Annotated in this window: 12 protein-coding genes; 8 read left to right on the top strand and 4 right to left on the bottom strand. The window is 31.5% G+C overall.

The window, feature by feature from the left end:
• Positions 1-113: 113 nt before the first annotated feature.
• The 8 genes from BLT88_RS09090 (at position 114) to BLT88_RS09050 (ending at position 15480) form a co-directional block, all read left to right on the top strand.
• On the top strand, positions 114-3569 hold the full coding sequence (locus BLT88_RS09090; RefSeq protein ID WP_091954305.1) for a hypothetical protein: 3456 nt from the start codon (positions 114-116) through the stop codon (positions 3567-3569).
• Between the two features lie 74 nt (positions 3570-3643).
• Positions 3644-5377 carry a glycoside hydrolase family 3 N-terminal domain-containing protein gene (locus BLT88_RS09085; protein WP_172824290.1) on the top strand — a complete coding sequence of 578 codons (1734 nt, stop codon included), beginning with the start codon at positions 3644-3646 and terminating at the stop codon, positions 5375-5377.
• A 46-nt stretch (positions 5378-5423) separates the two neighbouring features.
• Positions 5424-6707, top strand: coding sequence for a glycosyl hydrolase family 17 protein (locus BLT88_RS09080; RefSeq protein ID WP_091954302.1), 1284 nt, complete (start codon positions 5424-5426; stop codon positions 6705-6707).
• A 52-nt stretch (positions 6708-6759) separates the two neighbouring features.
• Entirely contained in the window at positions 6760-8214 is a 1455-nt protein-coding gene (locus tag BLT88_RS09075; RefSeq protein WP_231959964.1) for a glycoside hydrolase family 30 beta sandwich domain-containing protein, read from the top strand.
• A 30-nt stretch (positions 8215-8244) separates the two neighbouring features.
• Positions 8245-9756, top strand: a complete 1512-nt coding sequence (locus tag BLT88_RS14385) for an MFS transporter (RefSeq protein ID WP_036786789.1) — start codon at positions 8245-8247, stop codon at positions 9754-9756.
• A 24-nt stretch (positions 9757-9780) separates the two neighbouring features.
• Complete coding sequence (locus BLT88_RS14380) at positions 9781-10713, top strand: glycosyl hydrolase family 17 protein (protein WP_091954299.1); 933 nt, start codon at positions 9781-9783, stop codon at positions 10711-10713.
• Positions 10714-11941: 1228 nt separating this feature from the next.
• Positions 11942-13246, top strand: coding sequence for a T9SS type A sorting domain-containing protein (locus BLT88_RS09055; protein ID WP_091954298.1), 1305 nt, complete (start codon positions 11942-11944; stop codon positions 13244-13246).
• 119 nt (positions 13247-13365) lie between these two features.
• Complete coding sequence (locus tag BLT88_RS09050) at positions 13366-15480, top strand: thioredoxin domain-containing protein (RefSeq protein WP_231959963.1); 2115 nt, start codon at positions 13366-13368, stop codon at positions 15478-15480.
• Position 15481: 1 nt separating this feature from the next.
• On the opposite strand, the gene BLT88_RS09045 is transcribed toward BLT88_RS09050, so the two are convergent.
• The 4 genes from BLT88_RS09045 to BLT88_RS09030 are packed head-to-tail and all read right to left on the bottom strand — an operon-like array spanning position 15482 to position 21427.
• Positions 15482-16189 carry a DUF4369 domain-containing protein gene (locus BLT88_RS09045; protein WP_091954296.1) on the bottom strand — a complete coding sequence of 236 codons (708 nt, stop codon included), beginning with the start codon at positions 16187-16189 and terminating at the stop codon, positions 15482-15484.
• 39 nt (positions 16190-16228) lie between these two features.
• A complete protein-coding gene (locus BLT88_RS09040) occupies positions 16229-17536 on the bottom strand; it encodes a DUF819 domain-containing protein (protein WP_091954295.1) in 1308 nt (435 codons plus the stop codon).
• 7 nt (positions 17537-17543) lie between these two features.
• Entirely contained in the window at positions 17544-18218 is a 675-nt protein-coding gene (locus BLT88_RS09035; RefSeq protein WP_091954293.1) for a DUF2490 domain-containing protein, read from the bottom strand.
• 2 nt (positions 18219-18220) lie between these two features.
• Positions 18221-21427, bottom strand: a complete 3207-nt coding sequence (locus BLT88_RS09030; RefSeq protein ID WP_091954292.1) for a hypothetical protein — start codon at positions 21425-21427, stop codon at positions 18221-18223.
• Between the last annotated feature and the right edge of the window lie 129 nt (positions 21428-21556).

Raw genomic sequence — 21556 nt, 5'->3', positions numbered from 1 at the left:
AAATGACATTATTTGGAAGTTTTTTATGCGCAATAAAAAATCAACTAAAGTCTAAATAAAGTATAGTAAAACTATAGATAAGATAAAATATAAATATAATCAAGACAAAATAAATGAGTAAAACTGTTTCTTACGAAGACAATTTAACCTCTAAAAGTGATAAGGAAATTACTGGAGAGTTAGTTAATTATGAAAATGAATCTTATTATAAGATTTCTAATAGTCATAAAATGCGTCCTTTTTTTATGAGTATTATTTCAGACTCAAATCATTGGATGTTTATCTCAAGTAATGGAGGTTTAACAGCAGGTAGAAAAAATGCTGAATCCGCTATTTTTCCTTATTATACAGATGATAAAATAACTGAATTAGCAGAAACTACTGGTTGTAAATCGATTTTTAGAATACAAAAAAATGGCAAAACACTTATATGGGAGCCATTTTCGGAAAGACAAGCAGGTATTTACTCAATAGTTAGAAATCTTTACAAAAATGAATTTGGAAATAAAGTAATTTTTGAAGAAATCAATCAAGATTTAGGACTTACATTCAAATATCAATGGAATTCTAGTGATGAATTTGGTTTTGTTAGAAAAGCGACACTGATAAATAATTCTGATTTAGATTTAGATATTTCTATTCTAGACGGATTTCAGGATATTTTACCTTTTGGTGTAAGTTCAGATTTGCAAGGGATTAGAAGTAACTTGGTAGATGCCTATAAAAAATGTGAACTTGAAGTAGACTCAGGTTTGGGTATTTATGCATTAAGTGCTATTATCGTGGATAAAGCAGAACCGAGTGAAGCTTTAAAAGCAAATGTTGTTTGGTCTCGTGGATTAGAAAACCCTAAATACTTATTATCTTCTTTACAATTAAACAATTTTAGAAGAGGCATGAAGCTGGAGCAAGAAGTGGATATGAAAGCAGAAAAAGGTGCTTACTTCTTAAATGCTAATATCAACTTACCTGCCAATCAAGAAAAAAGATGGTTGCAAGTTGTGAATGTAAATCAAACAGTTTCTGATGTTACTTATATTTCAGAAATGATTAAAAATAATGCTAGCTTAGACGAACTTTTACAAGTTAGCATAGAGGAAGGAACAAAAAAATTAGTAAAATTGGCTGCAGCTTCAGATGGTTTGCAACTTTCTAATGATCCATTAATTAATACAAGACATTTTTCAAATACGCTTTTCAATATTATGAGAGGTGGTATTTTTGATGATAATTACTCAATTGAAAAACAAGATTTTATTACCTATTTATCAAAAGCAAACAAACAATTATTTGTTGCAAAAAAAGAATTTTTAGCTAGCTTACCAGAGAAATTCACATTGAATTTCATTAAAAATTTAGCAGAAAATGATGCAGACAAAGATTTTAAAAGATTGTGCTTAGAATATTTACCATTAAAATTTAGTAGAAGGCATGGAGATCCAAGTAGACCTTGGAACAAATTTTCTATCAATACAAAAAGTGAAATTGATGGCTCTAAAATTCTAGATTACGAAGGAAACTGGAGAGATATTTTTCAAAATTGGGAGGTTCTTGCCTATTCATATCCTCAATTTATAGAGAGTATGATTCATAAATTTTTGAATGCAACTACATTTGAGGGTTACAATCCTTACAGAGTTACAAAAGGTGGTTTTGATTGGGAAGTGATAGAAGAGAATGATCCTTGGTCTTATATAGGTTATTGGGGAGATCACCAAATAATTTATTTACTTAAATTTTTAGAGTTTATAGAGAAACATTATCCATCTAAACTTGCAGAATTATTCAATGATGATATTTTTGTATATGCTAATGTGCCATATAAAATAAAACCGTATTCAGATATTTTAAAGAATCCAAAAGATACGATTGATTTCGATCACCAATTAAATGCTGAAATTGATGAGAGAAGAGCGATAATGGGTGCTGATGGATCTTTACTAACTGATAAAAATAAAAATGTTTATAAAGTAAACCTTATTGAAAAGTTATTAGTTACGGTTTTGGCAAAAGTTTCAAACTTTATTCCTGAAGGTGGAATTTGGTTAAATACACAAAGACCAGAATGGAATGATGCAAACAACGCGTTAGTTGGTAATGGGGTTTCTATGGTAACGTTAAATTACTTAAGAAGATTTATTAATTTCTTTGAGGGTATTTTAGAAAATTCTGATGTAAATAATATTCAAATTTCTGATGAGGTATCAGTTTTATTTAATGATATTTTAAAAACCTTAGACGGAAATACTACCATTTTAGAGAGTAAAGTATCAGATAAAGATAGAAAAACAGTTTTAGATGGATTAGGGAATCCTGCAAGTAAATATAGAGAGTTTATCTATAAAAACGGATTTTCGGCTAAAAAATCAGCACTAACTAAAGCATCTTTATTACATTTTTTTACAATCACAAAAGACTATTTAGAGCATAGTATTAGAGCAAACAAACGTTCGGATAATATGTATCATGCATATAATTTAATGACGATAGAAAATACGGATGAAGTTTCCATTTCATACCTATCGGAAATGTTAGAAGGTCAAGTAGCAGCTTTAAGTTCTGGATACTTAACTCCAACGCAAGCTTTAGATTTGTTAGATGGATTAAAAGCCTCGGCATTGTTTAGACCGGACCAATACAGTTATATTTTATATCCAAATAAAAACTTACCAAGATTTACCAAGAAAAATAATATTCCATCAGAAAAAGTTGAAACTTCTAAATTATTAAAAGAGTTAGTAGCTGCAGAAAACAAACAATTAATAGAAAAAGACGTTTTAGGGAACTATCATTTTAACGGAAATTTTAACAATGCAAATAGTGTAAAAGAAGCTTTAGCAAGTTTGCCAGAAGACTATAAAGAATTAGTAATAAAGGAATCGGATGCTGTTTTAGATATTTTCGAGGAAATTTTTGATCATAAATCTTTTACAGGACGTTCAGGAACTTTCTTTGGTTATGAAGGTTTGGGTTCTATTTATTGGCACATGGTTTCTAAGCTATTATTAGCAGTCCAAGAAAACTGTTTATTAGCAGTAAACTCCGGTGAAAGTGAAGTTGTTATTGGTAAATTATTTGACCATTATTATGAAATAAATGCGGGGGTTGGAGTTCATAAATCACCAGAATTATATGGTGCTTTTCCAACAGATGCCTATTCACATACTCCAGCAACAAAAGGTGCTCAACAGCCAGGGATGACTGGCCAAGTAAAAGAAGATTTACTAAGTAGATTTGGCGAGTTAGGTGTTTTTGTTGAAAAAGGAAAAATTATTTTTAAACCAAGGTTATTAAAAACTTCTGAGTTTTTAAATGAACCAAAAGTATTTGAGTATATAAATATTAACGGCGAAAAACAGCAATTAAATATTGATAAAAATCAGCTGTGTTTTACGTATTGTCAAGTTCCAATCATTTATAGTTTATCTAACGATAACAGCGTTGAAGTTATTTTTAACGATGAATCAAATACAGTTTTTGATAGTTTAAGTTTAGATGGAAGCACAAGCTCGGAAATGTTTGATAGATCAAATAAAATTAACCACATAAAAGTATCAATTATTAAGTAAAGTTGATGAAAAACCGTAATATAATATACCTAATTTGTTGTTTTTTGTTGATAGGTATTGGTTGCAATAATGAAATGAAAGTAAGTAGTAAAGCTCAAATAGAACAAAAAGTGGAGGCTCTTTTAGAGTTAATGACTTTAGAAGAGAAAATCGGACAAATGTCACAAATAAGACATTTTGAAGAGTCTGCTGATAAGCATGTTACTGAAAAATTTATAGGGTCAATCATTCATACGCAAGGCCCAAATCCGGGAAAAACCGCTTTAGGGTGGCAAAAGAGGTTTATAAAACTTCAAAAGAAGGCGCTTTCTACAAGATTGGGTATTCCTTTATTATTTGCTGTAGATGCTGTTCATGGTCAAAATACTTTTGAAGGAGCAACTATTTTTCCACACAACGTAGGTTTAGGAGCAACAGGAAATGAAAACTTAGTTCAAGAAATTGCGGAAATTACCGCTTTAGAAAGTCAGGCAACGGGTTTTAATTGGGTGTTTTCACCTTGCGTTGCAATTCCTTTTAATGAAAAGTGGGGAAGAGTATACGAAGCATTCTCAGAAAGTACAGAACTAACAGAAAAACTAACAAGAGCCTCTGTTAAAGGTCATCAGGGAAATTTAGCAGACCCAAAAACGGTAATGGCAACCGCCAAACATTTCGTAGGCGATGGTGCAACGGATTTTGGTGTAGAAGGTGGTAATACTTCTTTATCTCGAGCTGGAATTAAAGAACGTTTATTGGCGCCTTACAGAATGGCCGTTAAGGAAAATGTTGGTGCAGTTATGGCATCATTTAATACAGTTTCTGGTATTTCTATGCATGCGCATAAGTCTTTAATAACTGATGTTTTAAAAGCTGATATGAATTTTGACGGCATTGTAGTTTCTGATTGGAAAGGGTATTCCCGTTTTGGTAAAAATGATATCATAAATGCTGGAATAGACATGATTATGGCTGTTGATGGTGATTTAGAAGATTTTCAAAAAGGAGTAAAAAGAGGTGTAGAAACAGATACAATTGCGATGTCTAGAATTGATGACGCAGTGAAAAGAATTTTACGTCAAAAATTTAGATTAGGTTTATTTGAAAACCCATTTCCAGATTCAACGTTAGTTTCTAAAATAGGAATTAAAAAACATAGAAATGTTGCACGACAGGCAGTCAGAGAATCTATAGTACTTTTAAAAAACAAGAATAAAGTCTTGCCTTTAGATAAAGAAACTAAGAAAATTGTAGTTGTTGGAGAGCATGCAAATAGCAGTGGTTTGCAATCTGGAGGATGGACTGTTAACTGGCAAGGAACCAAAGAAAATTATAAAGGAGCAACAACCATTTTAGAAGGAATTAAAAAACATGCAAAAGGAAATGTTGTGTATGATAAAGAACCAACTCAAAATCATTTTGATGCCGATATTGCTATTATCGTTGTTGGAGAAACTCCGTACGCAGAATTTTTCGGAGATATTGGGCATGAATCAAATACAAGAAAATTAACTTTAACAGAAGAACATCAAAACTACATAAAAACATATTCAGAAAAAGGAATAAAAACAATTGTGGTGTTAGTTTCGGGAAGACCTTTGGTTGTAACAGACCAAATAGAAACGTCTGACGCATTTATGGCAACTTGGTTATTAGGTTCAGAAGGAGATGGAGTTGCCGAAATTATTTTTGGAGATTTTAATTTTTCTGGAAAATTACCGCATTCTTGGCCAAAATCAGAAGAAGATTACAAAGGAAAGTACGGACCCAATTTTTGGGATAAAACTATACAACCATTATATCCTTTGGGGTATGGTTTAAAATATTAAATAAGGAAAAGAAGTAAGAACAATCATTTAAAAAGTGCAGAAGAATATGAAATCAAGTTTAAAAATTTTAGTAACGTTTTTAATATTACAGATTGTATTTGGATGTAGTTCTAAAAAAGAGAATACAAAAGAAGTAAAGCAACCAATTAAAGAAATGACAGCAGCCAAAATTTTAGGAAATCCAGAATATTTAGCAATTTCTTATGGAGGATATAGAGCAAAATCTAGAGAAGTACAGCCAACAATCTCTGAGTTAAAAGAAGATTTAAAGTTAATGCACGCAATGGGTATTCGGATTATTAGAACTTATAATGTGCAACCAAAACTACCACACGCATCAAATATTTTAGAAGCAATTAGTCAACTTAAAAAAGAAGATGAAAATTTCGAAATGTATGTGATGTTAGGTGCTTGGATAGATTGTTTAAATGCTTGGACAGGTAAAGTGCCTAATCACGAAATTGAAAGCGATCAGAATGAAGGAGAAATTGCAAGAGCTGTTGCTCTAGCTAACAAATATCCAGATATTGTTAAAGTGATTGCTGTTGGTAACGAAGCCATGATTAAATGGGCTACGAGTTATTTTGTAAGACCTAATGTTATTTTAAAATGGGTAAACCATTTACAAGGTTTAAAGAAAGAAGGAAAACTTTCTAAAGATCTGTGGATTACTTGTTCAGATGATTTTGCTTCCTGGGGTGGTGGAGATCCAAGCTATAAAGTTAAAGAATTAGAAGATATAATTAGGGCAGTAGATTATGTTTCAATGCATACCTACGCTTATCATAACTCTCATTATAACCCAGAATTTTGGAAAGTTCCAAATCATGAAAAAGGTTTATCGGATAAAGAAAAAATAGACCAGGCTATGTTACGTGCATTAAATTTTGCAAAAACGCAATATAAAGATGTTTCGGATTATGTGAAAAGTATAGATTCTACAAAGGCAATTCATATTGGCGAAACGGGATGGGCAACTGTCTCTAGCGGGCATTATGGGGCTAATGGATCGAGAGCAACAGATGAATACAAGCAAGGATTATATTACAAACATCTGCGTGATTGGACAAATAAAGAAGGTATTTCTTGTTTCTATTTTGAAGCTTTTGATGAACAGTGGAAAGATGCACATAATGCAAAAGGTTCAGAAAATCACTTTGGTTTATTTACTTTGAAAGGAGAAGCTAAATATCCAATTTGGGATTTAGTAGATAAAGGAATTTTTAAAGATTTAAAAAGAAATGGTAATTCAATTATTAAAACATTTAAAGGAGATAAGGAGGCTTTGATGAAAGACGTTTTAGTACCTAATACAGAATACCACAGATAATTAACTACTTATGCGAACTATAAAATATATTTTTTATTTATTTCTGACATGTATGATTTTAAGCTGCAATAGTAAAGAAGACAAATTGGAAGTAGAAGTATACGAAACCTCGGCAAGCGGAAATAATTTAACCAAATTGGATGATTTTTCTACTAACGAGACTCAAGAAAATGCAATTCAAATAAAATTACTACCAGCACAAAAACGTCAAACAATCACAGGTTTCGGTGGATCATTTACAGAATCATCTGCTTACTTATTAAATAAGTTAAGTAAAGAAAATAGAGAGATTATTATTGAAGCTTATTTTGGTGAAAGTGGGGCAAAATATTCATTGACAAGAACACATATGAATTCTTGTGATTTTTCTATTAGCCAATATTCTTATGCACCTGTTGCAGATGACAAAGAATTAAAGCATTTTACAATACAAGATGATATAGACGATATAATTCCGATGATTAAAGATGCTATGAAAGTATCGAAAGATGGCTTTAAAATTCTGTCATCACCCTGGACGGCATCACCTTGGATGAAAGATAATAAGGAATGGGTAGGAGGTAAGTTATTACCAGAATATTATGATACTTGGGCGTTGTTTTTCTCTAAATATATAAGTGCATATAAAGCAGAAGGAATTGATATTTGGGGCTTTACAGTGGAAAACGAGCCTTTAGGAAATGGAAATAACTGGGAGAGCATGCATTTTTCACCTGATGAAATGACCAATTTTGTTCAAAATCATTTAGGTCCAAAATTAGAAGCCGATGGCCATAAAGCAAAAATTTTAGGCTACGATCAAAATAGAGAACATTTAAATGAATGGGTAGATTCCATGTATAAAAATGAGGAAACATCTAAATATTTTGATGGAACAGCAATTCATTGGTATGCAAGTACATATGATTATTTTCCAGAAGAATTAAAATATGCTCACAATAAAGCACCGAATAAATATATCATTCAGTCAGAAGCTTGTGTAGATTCAGAAATTCCACAATGGCAAGATGATGCGTGGTATTGGAGAAAAGAGGCTACAGATTGGGGTTGGGATTGGGCTCCAGAAAAAGATAAATATTTACATCCTAAGTATGCTCCGGTAAACAGATATGCTAGAGATATTATTGGTTGTTTAAATAATTATGTTGATGGTTGGATAGATTGGAATATGGTTTTAGATACGCAAGGAGGGCCAAACTGGTTTAAGAATTGGTGCGTTGCGCCCGTGATTGTCGATCCAGAAAAAGATGAAATATATTTCACGCCAATTTATTATACACTGTCACATTTCAGCAAATTTATAAGACCAGAGGCAAAGGTAATTGGACTTGAAAACTCCGATAAAGAATTAATGGTAACTGCAGCAGAAAACCTTGACGGAACTATCGCAGTCGTTGTTTTTAATGAAGGCAAAATAAATAAAAAAATAAACTTAACTCTAAAAGATAAGAGTATCGAGATTAACATAAAAGGACAAGCAATTCAGACCATTGTGATTCCAAATTAAAAATAAAACTAACTTAAAATCAGTAAAAATATGTCAAATAAATCTACAACACCAGTAAGAGGTAAAGTTCCATTCGGACAGAAAGCTGCCTTTGGCTCAGGTCACTTAGTACTTAATCTATTACCTGGTTCACTGGGAGTTTTTATGTTCTTCTTATTAACCGCTTTTGGAATGGATCCTTTTTTAGCAGGATTACTCGGAGGTTTGCCAAGAATATTTGATGCTATTACGGACCCAATTATGGGTTTTATTACAGATAATACAAAATCTAAATGGGGAAGAAGAAGACCGTATATTTTTGTGGGTGCTATTTTAAGTGGTGTTTTATTTGCGCTCTTATGGCAATTAGATCCAGAGAACACGCAGAATTATAATTTTTGGTATTTCTTAATTATGTCCATGGTGTTTTTAATTGGTAATACCATGTTTGCAACTCCATTAGTAGGTTTAGGGTATGAAATGACTTCTGACTATAATGAGCGAACAAATTTAATGGCATTTTCACAAACGGTAGGTCAAATTGCATGGATGATTGTTCCTTGGTTTTGGGTTATAATTAGTGACCCAGATATGTTGCCTATATCTGCTGAAGAAATAAGTAGAATAGCTTCTTTAGGGTTAAGTGATGCAGATGCAGCAAAAACTACATTAGAAGCGGTTCAAGCAAATGGTGTTCGTAAGCTTTCTGTAATAGTTGGTGCAGCATGTATCGTTTTAGGGATAATACCTGCTTTTTTCTGTAAAGGAATTGATTCTGCAAACATGGAGAACAGAAAAGAAATTTCATTTAAATCTCTTGGTTCTAATTTAATGGATCTTTTTAGAGGTATAGCGCAAGTTGCAAAAAATAAACCTTTTACAAAGCTTTGTGGTGCTACTTTTTTAGTCTTTAATGGTTTTCAAATGGTAGCAGCTTTCAGTGTTTATATCATCGTATTTTATATGTATAATGGTAGTTATGAGGACGCTGGTACTTTACCAGCTTGGTTTTCTACAGTAACTGCAGTTATTACAGCGTTTGGAGTTATACCAGTAGTTTCTTGGATGGCCGGTAAATGGGGCAAACGTAGAGCTTTTATTTACTCTACAGCGATTTCTATTGTTGGTTATGTTTTAAAATGGTGGGCATTTGACCCAGAAAATATTTACTTACTATTTATGCCAATTCCATTTATGGCTTTTGGTTTAGGAGGATTATTTACTTTAATGATGTCTATGACAGCGGATGTTTGTGATTTAGATGAATTAGAAAATGGTATGCCACGTAAAGAAGGAACTTTTGGAGCAATTTACTGGTGGATGGTAAAATTAGGACAAGCATTAGCGTTAGTTTTAGGAGGACTCGTTTTAAAAATGGTTGGTTTTGATGGTGCTGCAGCACAACAAACTGCAGAGACAATGACTAGTTTGCGTATTGCTGATGTTGTAATTCCGGCATCAACTGCAGGTTTGGCAATATGGATTATGTGGAAATATAGTTTAAACGAGGCTAGAGCTAAAGAAATTAAAGATTTGTTAGTAGAACGAAGAGGAGAGTTGTAAATAAATAAAAAAAAATAAATTAAAATGTCATTTAGAGAAGAGCAGTATTACGCAAGTAGTAAAGAAAGTTTTATAAAATTAGAAAAGGATTTTAAATCTCATGAAGGAGTAGATTTTAATGAATATTCTTCAGAAGAGGATTTGAAAAAACTTTGGCACGATACCTTAGAAAATGGTATGCACGGTCTTTGTTTTAGCATGTATGAAGATCAACAGAAACCTGGAGATGTTATTACGATCGAGCAAGTAGAACGAAGAATTAAAATTATAAAACCTTATACAAAATGGGTTCGTTCTTTTTCTTGTATAGAAGGTAATGAGCATATACCTAGAATGGCGCATAAGCACGGTTTGAAAAACATGGTTGGTGCATGGTTAAGTGACGATTTAGAAATGAATGAGTCGGAAATAGAAGGACTTATTCAACTTGCAAAAGAAGGATGTGTAGATATAGCGGCAGTTGGTAACGAAGTTTTATACAGAAATGATTTATCATTAGAGCAATTATTAGGCTACATAAAAAGAGTAAAAGAAGCATTACCGGGTATGCCAGTTGGGTATGTGGATGCGTATTATGAATTTTCAAAGCATCCAGAGTTAGTAGAAGTTTCTGATGTTATTTTAGCAAATTGCTACCCATATTGGGAAGGCTGTAGTATAGAGCATTCTCTAAACCACATGCAGCAAATGTATGGACAAGCAGCACATGCGGCAAATGGTAAAAAAGTAATTATTACAGAATCTGGTTGGCCAAGTAAAGGAGAAAGTTTAAGAGGCGCACATTCATCTGAAGAAAATGCCATGAAGTATTTTATTAATGCTCAAGCCTGGTCTTCAAAGGACGATATAGATATGTTTTATTTCTCTTCTTTTGATGAATCATGGAAAGTAGGAGCAGAAGGTGTTGTTGGAGCGTATTGGGGACTATGGGATAAGCATGAAAAATTAAAGTATTAAGGGTTAATTAATTTTTTAATAAACTACAAAGGGTTTCTATTTATTTAGAAACTCTTTTTTTGTTTACTTTATAAAGTGTTAGAAATACAAAGGTTTAATATTTACAATATATTCATGAATTAGATATATGTATTATTAAATACGGTTGATTATGAAATTCAAACTCATTTATTTGAAGCATTTATTTGTATTGCTTTTTAATTCTCTCACTTGAAAAATCAAATCGCGACATATATCCAAAAACTTTAGTAGGGGGATTTGAATTATTGGCCCTAGAACAAACAGGAATTGATTTTAATAATATGATAAAAGAATCTAAGTACTTTAATCATTATCTTTTTGGTCAAATATATGTGGGCTCTGGTCCAGCTATAGGTGATTTTAGATAACGATGGTTTACTAAATATTTTCTTTGGAGGTAATTAAGTTGGTGAAAGAATATATCAGAATAAAGGAAATTTTAAGTTTGAAGATATTTCTAGATATTCTTCCATAATATAAAGTTAATGCTGCTGTATTATATGTAATTACTAATTATTAAAATATTATTTTAATCCATGAAGATGGTGAAGTAATCCTTCAGTAGCTGCTTATATAAACTTAGGAAGTAGAATAAAAATGATTTTAATAATGACGGATTTATAGAAATATTAATTATAATATTCATCATAGTGCAGAAACTATAAGATATAATGCTATAATTCAGAGAATGGTCTTCTTGTATTAGCTATTGGTAATAATAATTTTAAATCGACTAAATCTTCATAAAGCGGAGTTTATATTCTATTACAGGTCGTTCAATCAAATCATTTAAAATAAAGAAGCAATATTAAGAGTTAATAATTATTTAAAGTTTCTTCAAAGAAATTGTTGATTTATATAACACGTTGTTTTTTCTTTTTTTTACGATTCAAAACTTTTTAATTTTAATAATCCAAATTTTGTTCTATTTTTTCTATCAATTAATCATAATCTTCGGTTAAAAATTCTAATTTAACCACAACAATACCTATACTTTATTTCTTTTGTAAGGAATACCCTCAAATTTTAAATAACTATGAGCGTTTCAAAAACCCAAAGAACAGCAGAATATTATCGTTGATTGTGTGTAGCTTTTTATTTTGTATAGTTTTTGTGATAATATTTTACTAAAAACAACATTAATATTACCTATATTGTGTACGATATTAACAATTAATATTATTTAATTTAAAACAAATTTAAAATTATGAAAAAAATTACATTATTATGTGCCTTTTTGATTACATCACTTGGGTTTTCGCAAACTTATGATCTACTAACTAATGGTGATTTCGAGAATGGTACAGAGCCTTGGGTAGGAAATAACTTAAGTGTTGTAGCTGGTGAAGCTTTTGTTAGTGAAACTAATGCAGGAGGTAATCCTTGGGATACGCAATTGGTTCATGCTAATTTGGAATTTGAAGAAAATAAAGAGTATGTTTTTACCTTTTATGCTCGTGCAGCAGCAGATAGAAAAATTACAGTAGCAATTCAAAATGTTGGTGTTTGGTCTGACCAATTTAGAGCGGACTATGATCTTACAACAACAATGACTATGTATACTGCAACCTTTAATGCTTCTTCTTCTTTTTCGAACGTTCAGATTGGTTTCTTAATGGCGGGTGCTGGTTTTACAGATGCAATTTATTATGACAATATTTCTTTAGTGACTGCAGGAGTTGCGTCAGAAACATGTAATGATGGTATAATGAACAATGGTGAAACTGCGATAGATTGTGGAGGACCTAATTGTGATGCATGTCCTGAACCTCCTACAACAGCAGCTCCAACTCCGCCGAATAGAAATGGTTGGGATATAGTATCTTTATACAGTGGTTCTTATACGGATGTTGCAAGTAATTTTGATGCAGGTTGGTGTGGTAATGGTTCAATAGAAGAAGTTATGGTTGATGGAAATGCAACTATGGCTTGGAAAGGTAATAATTGTCAAGGTATTGTTTTAGATGCTGGTGTTGATGTAAGTGATTATACGAATCTTCATGTAGATGTTTATATTCAAGCTGGTACTGATTTAACTTCTGCTGTTCTTAATTTAAAATTTGTACAACAACCAGGAGGTGCTGCGAACGAAACTAATTTAAACATTGCTTCAACACCTGCTTTAACTGCTGGTTCTTGGTTATCTTTAGATATTGCAGTAGATTTAACTGGTTTTGACGGTTTTAAAGAATTTGGAATTACGAGTAATCTTAATAATAAACTTTGGTATGATAATTTATATGCATACAGAGCTCCAACTGCTAGTGTAGACAACAATGCATTATTAGGTTTTTCTATGTATCCAAACCCAGCATCTAACAGATTAAATATTTCTGCAAAAGAAGTAATTCAAAATGCAGCTGTATACAATGTATTAGGTAAAAAAGTAATGAGTTTAGAAATCAATAAATCAAGTGAGTCTATTGATATTTCTAACTTAGCTTCTGGAATATACTTAATTAAGTATAACGTAAACAATAAAGTTGGTACTGCTAAATTTGTGAAGCAATAACAACTAAATTTTAAAATTTTTTAAAACGCTCAAAATTTACTTTTGAGCGTTTTTTTTGTTTGTAGTTTTTAAGCTAATGCGTAATTTAGTATCTTTAATTTTATAAAAAAAAATACAAATTGATTTTCTTCAATAAATATACAGCCTTACTATTTGTTTTATTCATTTTCTTAAATTGTTCAAAGGAAGCGTTAAAAGAGTCTAAAAAAAGTAACGATTTAATACATGAGACAAGTCCATACTTATTACAACATGCCTATAATCCTGTAAACTGGAAAGCCTGGAATCCAAAGACATTGGCATTAGCAAAAAAAGAAAATAAGCTAATTGTAATTTCTGTAGGATACTCTGCGTGTCATTGGTGTCATGTAATGGAAGAAGAAAGTTTTGAAAATGATTCTATTGCTAAAATTATGAATGCTAATTTTATCAATATAAAAGTAGATAGAGAAGAGCGGCCAGATGTAGATAAAGTTTATATGAATGCGGTACAATTAATGACAGGCGGCGGTGGTTGGCCTCTAAATTGCATTGCACTTCCAGATGGAAGACCTATTTATGGAGGAACCTATTTTACAAAAGAACAATGGTCTAAAGTATTAAAGAGTATTTCTAAATTATATAAAGAAGAACCTCAAAAAGCTATTGAGTTTGCAGAGAATTTAACAAAGGGTATTCAAGAATCTCAGCTCATTACCTTAAACAAAGAAACGCCTAGTTTTACTAAAAAAGAGATTACATCTTCTGTGGCCTTATGGAGAAATCAAATGGACACTATTTATGGTGGATTTAAAGGTGTACCAAAATTCCCAATGCCAAATTCATTAGAATTTTTAGCAAGGTATAGTTATCAATTTAAGGATACTTCAATCGATAATTACCTAGAAAATGCATTAGCAAAAATTGCTTTTGGCGGTATTTATGATCATATTGGTGGTGGTTTCTCAAGATATGCTATTGACGAAAAATGGCATATTCCTCATTTTGAGAAAATGCTTTATGACAATGCACAATTAGTGAGTTTATACTCTAAAGCCTATTTAAAGGATAAAAACAAACTTTATAAAGATGTTGTACAAGAAACCTTACATTTCATTGAAAACGAATTAACAAGCAATAATGGAGCCTTTTATTCCTCTTTAGATGCAGACAGTAAAAATAGCTCAGGAGAAAAAGAAGAAGGAGCGTTTTATGAATGGACGGAAGAGGAACTAATAGAATTGCTTCAAGATGATTTTACTCTTTTTAAAGAATTTTATAACATAAATGACTTTGGACTTTGGGAAAATAGCAAGTATGTTTTGATAAGAAATAAATCAAAAGTTGAGTTTGCAAAAGAACAAAATATTACAATAGTAGTTCTAAATGAAAAAGTTTCTAAGTGGAAAAAGGTTTTACATAAAGCAAGAAATAAAAGAAGCAAACCTAATTTAGATGATAAAGTGCTGACCTCTTGGAATGCTTTAATGATTCAAGGATATGTGGATGCGTATAGAGCTTTTGGAAATAAAGAATATTTAGAGAGTGCGCTTAAAAATGCAAACTTCTTAGCAGAGAATCAATTAAGAAAAGATCAAGGTTTATATAGAAATTTTAAAAATGGTAAAAGCACTATAAATGCATATTCCGAAGATTATGCAACAGTGATGAAGTCGTTTATTTCGTTATATGAAGTTACGTTAGATGAAAAATGGTTAACAATTTCCAAAAATTTAATAGATATTCTGTTTGTTAATTTTTTTGATGAAAACATTAAAATGTTTTATTTCACGTCTAAAGAAGATGAAAATTTAATTGCTAGAAAATACGAAATCATCGATGGTGTAATTCCATCGTCAAACTCAATGATAGCAAACAGTCTTTTTAAATTAGGGCATTATTTTTCAAATTCCAAATATTTAAAAACGTCAGAACAAATGTTAAATAATTTAAAGGATAATGTTAAATTGAATCCTGCTAATTATAGTAACTGGTTAAATTTAATGACCAATTTCACGAATCCTTTTTATGAAGTGGTTGTTGCCGGTGATAATGCAATGGAAGTAAATACTAGTTTAATTAATAATTATAATCCAAATATTTTAATCGCTGGAACCACGAAAGAGAACACCACATTACCATTGTTATCGTATAAATTCAATGAAGATGAAACCTTTATTTATGTATGCGTAAATGGTACCTGTAAATTACCTCAAAAGGATCTTAAAAAAGCAATAAAAAGCATTGATAAGTAAACTATTCTTTTCTTTCAGCTTCTTTAATATTATCTAAATACTCTTGAAAACGTTTTCCGTATGTTGATTTTTTCACTTTAGGAGATAAAGAGTAATTAACAGTATCTAACATTTTTAGACTAGCATCATACATTTCTGTTAAAGCAATATATGGTGCAGCTTCATAATCAGCATTCGTAAGTGCAAAGTTTGTTGTGTATAAAACTCTTCTTCTGGTGAGTCTTTTGTAATCAACTTCTAACTTTTTTAACAAATCTAAATCATTTGCTTTTTTTGCGTCAAAATCTTTCTTGATAAATTCTAAACGTTGATTTTGAAATCGTTTACTTACAGTATTGTATTTATCTAATATTGCTTGATTTTTAGAACCAGTAATTTTTGGAGCATAACCAAAACCTTTAACTTGATCATTTATGGTAATAACACCCTTTTCACCAAAAAATAAAATTCTTTTGTCTGTTGTATTTCCATCAAATGTTAAATAATATAAAACAGGAGAATCTACGTTGTCTGTTAATGTAAAAGTATCTTTTCCTAATAAGGCAACAGAGTCTACAGAAACTAATAACGTATCTTTCATTTTCTGAAGATATAAAGTTCCTTTTTTAAGGCCTTTAATTTGTCCTTGTACAATCATATTTCCTTCCTTTTTAGAAGAACATGCAAAAAGCACAATTGATAATACTAGAAGAGTGGTAATTTTTTTCATTTTGATTATGACTTTGGAGTGCAAATATGCTGTTTTTTTTTATAAAGTTGAAGCTAATTCCATTAAAATAGTACAGGCGATTGCACCAATAGTTCCAATTGCATAGCCAAAAACGGCTAACAAAACACCTACAGTTGCTAACGATGGATGAAATGCTTGTGCAACAATGGGAGCAGAAGCTGCACCACCAACATTTGCTTGACTTCCAACAGCCAAAAGGAAGTAAGGAGCTTTGATGATTTTAGCAACTAAGATCAATAAGCCCGCATGAATTATCATCCAAACCAATCCAATAACCATTAAGCCAGGGTTTTCAAAAGCTTGATTTAAATCCATTTTCATACCAATAGTGGCTACCAAAACGTAAATAAAAACACTACCTATTTTACTTGCACCAGCACCTTCATAATTTTTTGCTTTGGTAAAAGATAAAATAATTGCAACAATGGTAGAAACACTAATTAACCAGAAAAAACCGGATCCTAAGAAAGAGAAAATATTACGCCAAGTTTGGGATTCGATGGAAGCTACAAAATCAGAGAAAAAGATACTTAAATATTTAGAGGCAAAATGTCCAAAACCAACGGTTCCAAATGCAATGGCTAACATGATCATTAAATCTGAAAGGGTAGGATTTCTTTTTACTTTTTGCGTAAAACTGATTACTTTTTCTTTCAATTCTTCAATAGCGGTTGTATCTGCTTTTAACCATTTATTTATTTTATCTTTTTTACCAATTCCTATTAATAAAATGGCCATCCAAACATTTGCAACAACAATATCCACAATTACCATTCCACCATATTTTGCAGGGTTGTATTGATAAATTTCGAGCATTGCTGTTTGGTTTGCTCCACCACCAATCCAACTTCCTGCAAGTGTAGAGAGTCCTCTCCAAACTGCATCGAAATCGGCCCCTCCAACAGTTTCTGGCGAGAAAATTGAAATTAATAATATAGCTAAAGGCCCACCAATGATAATACCAACAGTCCCGGTAAAAAACATAATTAATGCTTTAGAACCTAGGTTGAAAATAGCTTTTAAATCGATACTCAACGTCATTAAAACCAAAGCTGCAGGTAGCAGAAAACGACTCGATACGTAATACAATTGTGAGCTGGCACCAACGGTTTCTCCCATAGTATTTGTGGTTTCCCATTCTGGAGATATAACACCAAAAGTTGTAAACAAAGCAGGGATAAAATAAGCCATAAATAACCCTGGTACAATTTTATAAAATTTTTGCCAAAAACCAGCTTTTATGTTTTCTGTGTAAAAAACAAATCCTAAAGAAATCATTAAAATACCAAAAACAATGGCATCATTTGTAAAAATTGGTTCAGTCATTATCTGTTTATTTTTTTTTATGATTTGTATTTAGAATTACACCTAATTGTAATCTTTTTAAAGTGTTAGCTGGTAATTTTATTTGGATATAGCCTAATTTTATTTTTAAATTATTGTTCAGTTTGTGTAAAAAACCAGCTCCAGTCCAATTTTGAGAAAATCTTTTACCTCGATCTAGGTTTAAAAATAGTTCATTAAAAGCGTAAACACTCCATTTTTTAGAAATTGGAGTGCCTACATTTAAGTTATACCGAATCCAACTTTGTGTGGCATCCTGAGTAATATTTTTATGAATAAAACGATGCTCAAAACGAATACGATGTTTTGCTATAAATTTTCCCCATTTAGATTTTAAATTTAAGTCTTCATACAATCTCCATTCGTATAAATTATTTGAAGGAGTATCATAAGCAACATCAGCAGTAGCATAGCTTAAACCTACTGTAAGATTAGTTTTTGGGTTAAAAGTATAGTTAAGACCTAATCTGTAAACCTCTTGTTGAAATTCGCTAGCAACCTCAAAATATCTTAAATGAGCCATCGTTTTTAGCGCAATCTTATCTGATAGTCGATGGGAACCATTATACATATACCATGTTCCTAGGCTGTTTTCAGCAGTCTTTTGTGCTTGTAGCTGAAAGCATAAAAAACTCAGGCACAAAATGACACTTGTTTTCTTCATCTTTATTTAATTGAATAAATTTTAGTTTCTTTAAAAGGGGAAATATATATCTTTTCTGTTGATGATTTATAGCTTATCCATTCTTTATTGAAAAAAGAATTTGTTTTAGAAAGCGCTTTATTGAATTCTTCTTTAAACTGATTTATCAATTGAATTTCTGTGGCAGTCTGTTTACCGAATCGTGAACGAACATAATAATTAGCAGTTCCAAAACGCTGATTTACCGTAACTTCTTTGTTTCTAGTAATCCCTTGCCTTTTGTCAACTTTCCCTAGATATATAGCTATTAAAGTGTCAATTTCTTTTATAATTTTTGAGGATGATTTTATCTCACTTTTATATTTCGTTTTATTCTCTTTTGTTAATTGAGATTTTATGGAAGTTGCTGTATTTTTACTTTCTACCAATTGGTTTACAATAGAAGTAATTTTTTCTTGATATCTTTCCAGTTCTTTACTAGCATTGTATTTTTGATTAATTGCTTCATCAGAAATTGCTAATCTAGGATCAAATTCTACTTTTATATTTTGTTCAGAAATAACATCGCCAAAAGTCATTTTTAATTTATAAGTTCCTGGTTTTACAGAAACGCCACTTGGTTCTCTTTTAGATTTAGAAATTTTTCTGGAAGCTCTAGCAACACCTTTTTCTCTTAAAAACCATCTAGTTTTATGAATTCCATTTTCTTTAGGTGCTTTAAATTTTAAAGTTCTTATTTGTCTATTACCATCAAAAACTTCTAATTTAATAGAGTCATATTTTACTGTTTTTTTGCCTTCAGATTTAATTTTGTCCTCATTTGTTTTCTTCTTTGTAGACTTAATTTCTTCTTTCTTTTTCGCAGGTCTATTTATATAATAAGAAATTAAAGCACCACTTTTTCTGTTTTCTCCTTGATACAAAGCATCTGCACCAAATCTACTTCCTGTTGGTTGTTGTCTTGCTGCTTGATATGCAGTAGGAGCTGAGAATAATGCTAACTTTTTAGTAGTAATATTTCCATTTGCAATTGCTCTTAATGGTCTAATATCATCTAAAACCCATGCAGCTCTTCCAAAAGTTCCAATAATTAAATCATTTTCTCTTGGATGAATTACCAAATCTTTTACAGGAACGGTTGGAAAACCTTCCGTCCATTTTGTCCATTTTTCTCCTGCATTTATAGAAATATACAAACCATCATCAGTACCTAAGAAAAGTAGATTCTCGTTTTTAGGATCTTCTATAATACAGAGCGTATAACTTTGTACATCATTTTCGTCAACAATACGTTCCCAAGTTAATCCATAATTTTTAGTTCTATAGGCATAAGGAGTATAGTTAAAACGTCTGTAATCATTTGCTATTAGTAATGCTTCTCCTTTATTTTTATTGGATGCTTTTATTTGTGTAATCCAACTATTTTTGGGTAAACCTTTTATGTTTTTTGCTACATTCACCCAGTTTTTACCCCCATTTTTGGTGATATGTACTTGACCATCATCAGTAGCTGCCCACAAAACATCTTTTTCTAAAACAGCAGGCTCAATTACTAAAACGGTACAATGATTTTCTGCACCAGTTGCATCCATAGTTAAACCACCACTTTCTGCTTGTTTTAATTTTTCAGGATTATTTGTTGATAAATCCGGAGAAATAACACTCCAGGTTAAACCTTTATCTGTTGATTTATGTACAAACTGACTTCCAAAATATAAGGTAGAATTATCAAATGGATCCATATTAATAGCTGCATTCCAATTGAAACGTAATTTTATACTAGCATCGAAATGTGTTGGTTTTACCGAATAATTATTTCCTGTTTTATAATCATATCTTACTACAGAACCTTGCTGGCTCATGGACCAACCATATCTTGAATCGTCTTTATCGGGTACAACATCAAAACCATCTCCAAAACTAATTTCTTGCCAATAAGAATTTCTAATTCCTTGTGCTTTCCACACATAGCTTGGACCTCTCCAAGAGCCATTATCTTGCATGCCACCATAAATGTTATATGGAAATTCATTATCCACATTTATATGATAAAATTGAGCCACTGGTATGTTACCAATAAAACGCCATGATTTACCTCCATCTTTCGTAATGTTTAATCCACCATCATTCCCATCAATCATGAATTTTCCATTTTTTGGATGAATCCACCAAGCATGATGATCTGGATGAACGCCGTTATCTACGCCGTAAGCAGGCATTAATTGTTCGAAAGATTTGCCACCGTCTTGTGAAACATTAATATACGTGAACACTGTGTATAATCTATTTTCATTTTGAGGGTCTACATAAATTTCTGAATAATAAAAAGGACGATTTCCAATACCAGGTTTGTCATTTATTTTCTTCCATTTAGAACCACCATCTTCACTTTTATACAACGCATTTTTTTTCGCTTCAACCAGAGCATAAATTACATCGGGGTTGCTAGGAGCTATGGCAACGCCTATTCTTCCTAAATCACCTTTAGGGAAACCATCTTTTTCTGTAATTTGTTTCCAGTTTTCTCCCCCATCATGCGTAATGTATACCCCACTTCCTGTTCCTCCAGATTTAAAAAACCAAGGATCACGTTTGTGTTCCCACATCGAAGCAATTAATTTGTTTGGATTTGTAGGATCCATAATTAAATCTGCAGTTCCAGATTTTATGTTTGTAAACAATATTTGTTTCCAAGTTTTACCACCATCCATGGTCTTATAAACACCACGTTCTTTGTGTTCTCCCCAAGGAGAGCCAATGGCGCCAACATAAACTACATCTGAATTTGTAGGATTGATAATTACTCTATGAATGTGTCTCGTTTTTTCTAAACCCATGGATTTCCATGTTTTTCCCGCATCTAAAGATTTATAAATTCCAAATCCACCATTTAAACTATTTCTTGGATTTCCTTCACCTGTTCCTGCCCAAATAACACTGGGATTTGATTGCTGGATGGCAATTGCTCCTATGGAAGCCGTTAATTCTTTTTCGAAAATAGGTTTCCATTTAATTCCACCAGAAGTTGATTTCCAAATTCCACCAGAAGCGGTACCAGCATATATAATTTCAGGATTAGATTCCACAACATCAATAGAAGTTACGCGCCCAGACATTCCTCCGGGGCCAATATTTCTTGGTGTCATATTTTTTAGAATATCCATGGAAAACTCTTGAGAAAAGAGTAGAGAACTAGCGCTTAAAAAAAGGATTGTAAATAATTTTTTCATTGAGTTTGGTTTTTTATAACGGGCTACAAGATACAAAATAGAAAAGCTCAATTAAGATTCCACAAATAATTTAACAGATTTCTATTAAATATGAAATTATTGAATTAGGTAATGAATTAAACTAAATCC

The organism is Polaribacter sp. Hel1_33_78 (assembly GCF_900106075.1).
In the GTDB taxonomy this organism is placed as follows: Bacteria; Bacteroidota; Bacteroidia; order Flavobacteriales; family Flavobacteriaceae; genus Polaribacter.
This window is presented reverse-complemented; position numbering and strand designations above follow the sequence as displayed.

Bases quoted from the DNA above. Each gene is read 5' to 3' on its own strand.
- BLT88_RS09090 (WP_091954305.1), top strand. From the start codon at position 114: ATGAGTAAAACTGTTTCTTACGAAGACAATTTAACCTCTAAAAGTGAT.
- BLT88_RS09085 (WP_172824290.1), top strand. From the start codon at position 3,644: ATGAAAGTAAGTAGTAAAGCTCAAATAGAACAAAAAGTGGAGGCTCTT.
- BLT88_RS09080 (WP_091954302.1), top strand. From the start codon at position 5,424: ATGAAATCAAGTTTAAAAATTTTAGTAACGTTTTTAATATTACAGATT.
- BLT88_RS09075 (WP_231959964.1), top strand. From the start codon at position 6,760: ATGATTTTAAGCTGCAATAGTAAAGAAGACAAATTGGAAGTAGAAGTA.
- BLT88_RS14385 (WP_036786789.1), top strand. From the start codon at position 8,245: ATGTCAAATAAATCTACAACACCAGTAAGAGGTAAAGTTCCATTCGGA.
- BLT88_RS14380 (WP_091954299.1), top strand. From the start codon at position 9,781: ATGTCATTTAGAGAAGAGCAGTATTACGCAAGTAGTAAAGAAAGTTTT.
- BLT88_RS09055 (WP_091954298.1), top strand. From the start codon at position 11,942: ATGAAAAAAATTACATTATTATGTGCCTTTTTGATTACATCACTTGGG.
- BLT88_RS09045 (WP_091954296.1), bottom strand. From the start codon at position 16,189: ATGAAAAAAATTACCACTCTTCTAGTATTATCAATTGTGCTTTTTGCA.
- BLT88_RS09040 (WP_091954295.1), bottom strand. From the start codon at position 17,536: ATGACTGAACCAATTTTTACAAATGATGCCATTGTTTTTGGTATTTTA.
- BLT88_RS09035 (WP_091954293.1), bottom strand. From the start codon at position 18,218: ATGAAGAAAACAAGTGTCATTTTGTGCCTGAGTTTTTTATGCTTTCAG.
- BLT88_RS09030 (WP_091954292.1), bottom strand. From the start codon at position 21,427: ATGAAAAAATTATTTACAATCCTTTTTTTAAGCGCTAGTTCTCTACTC.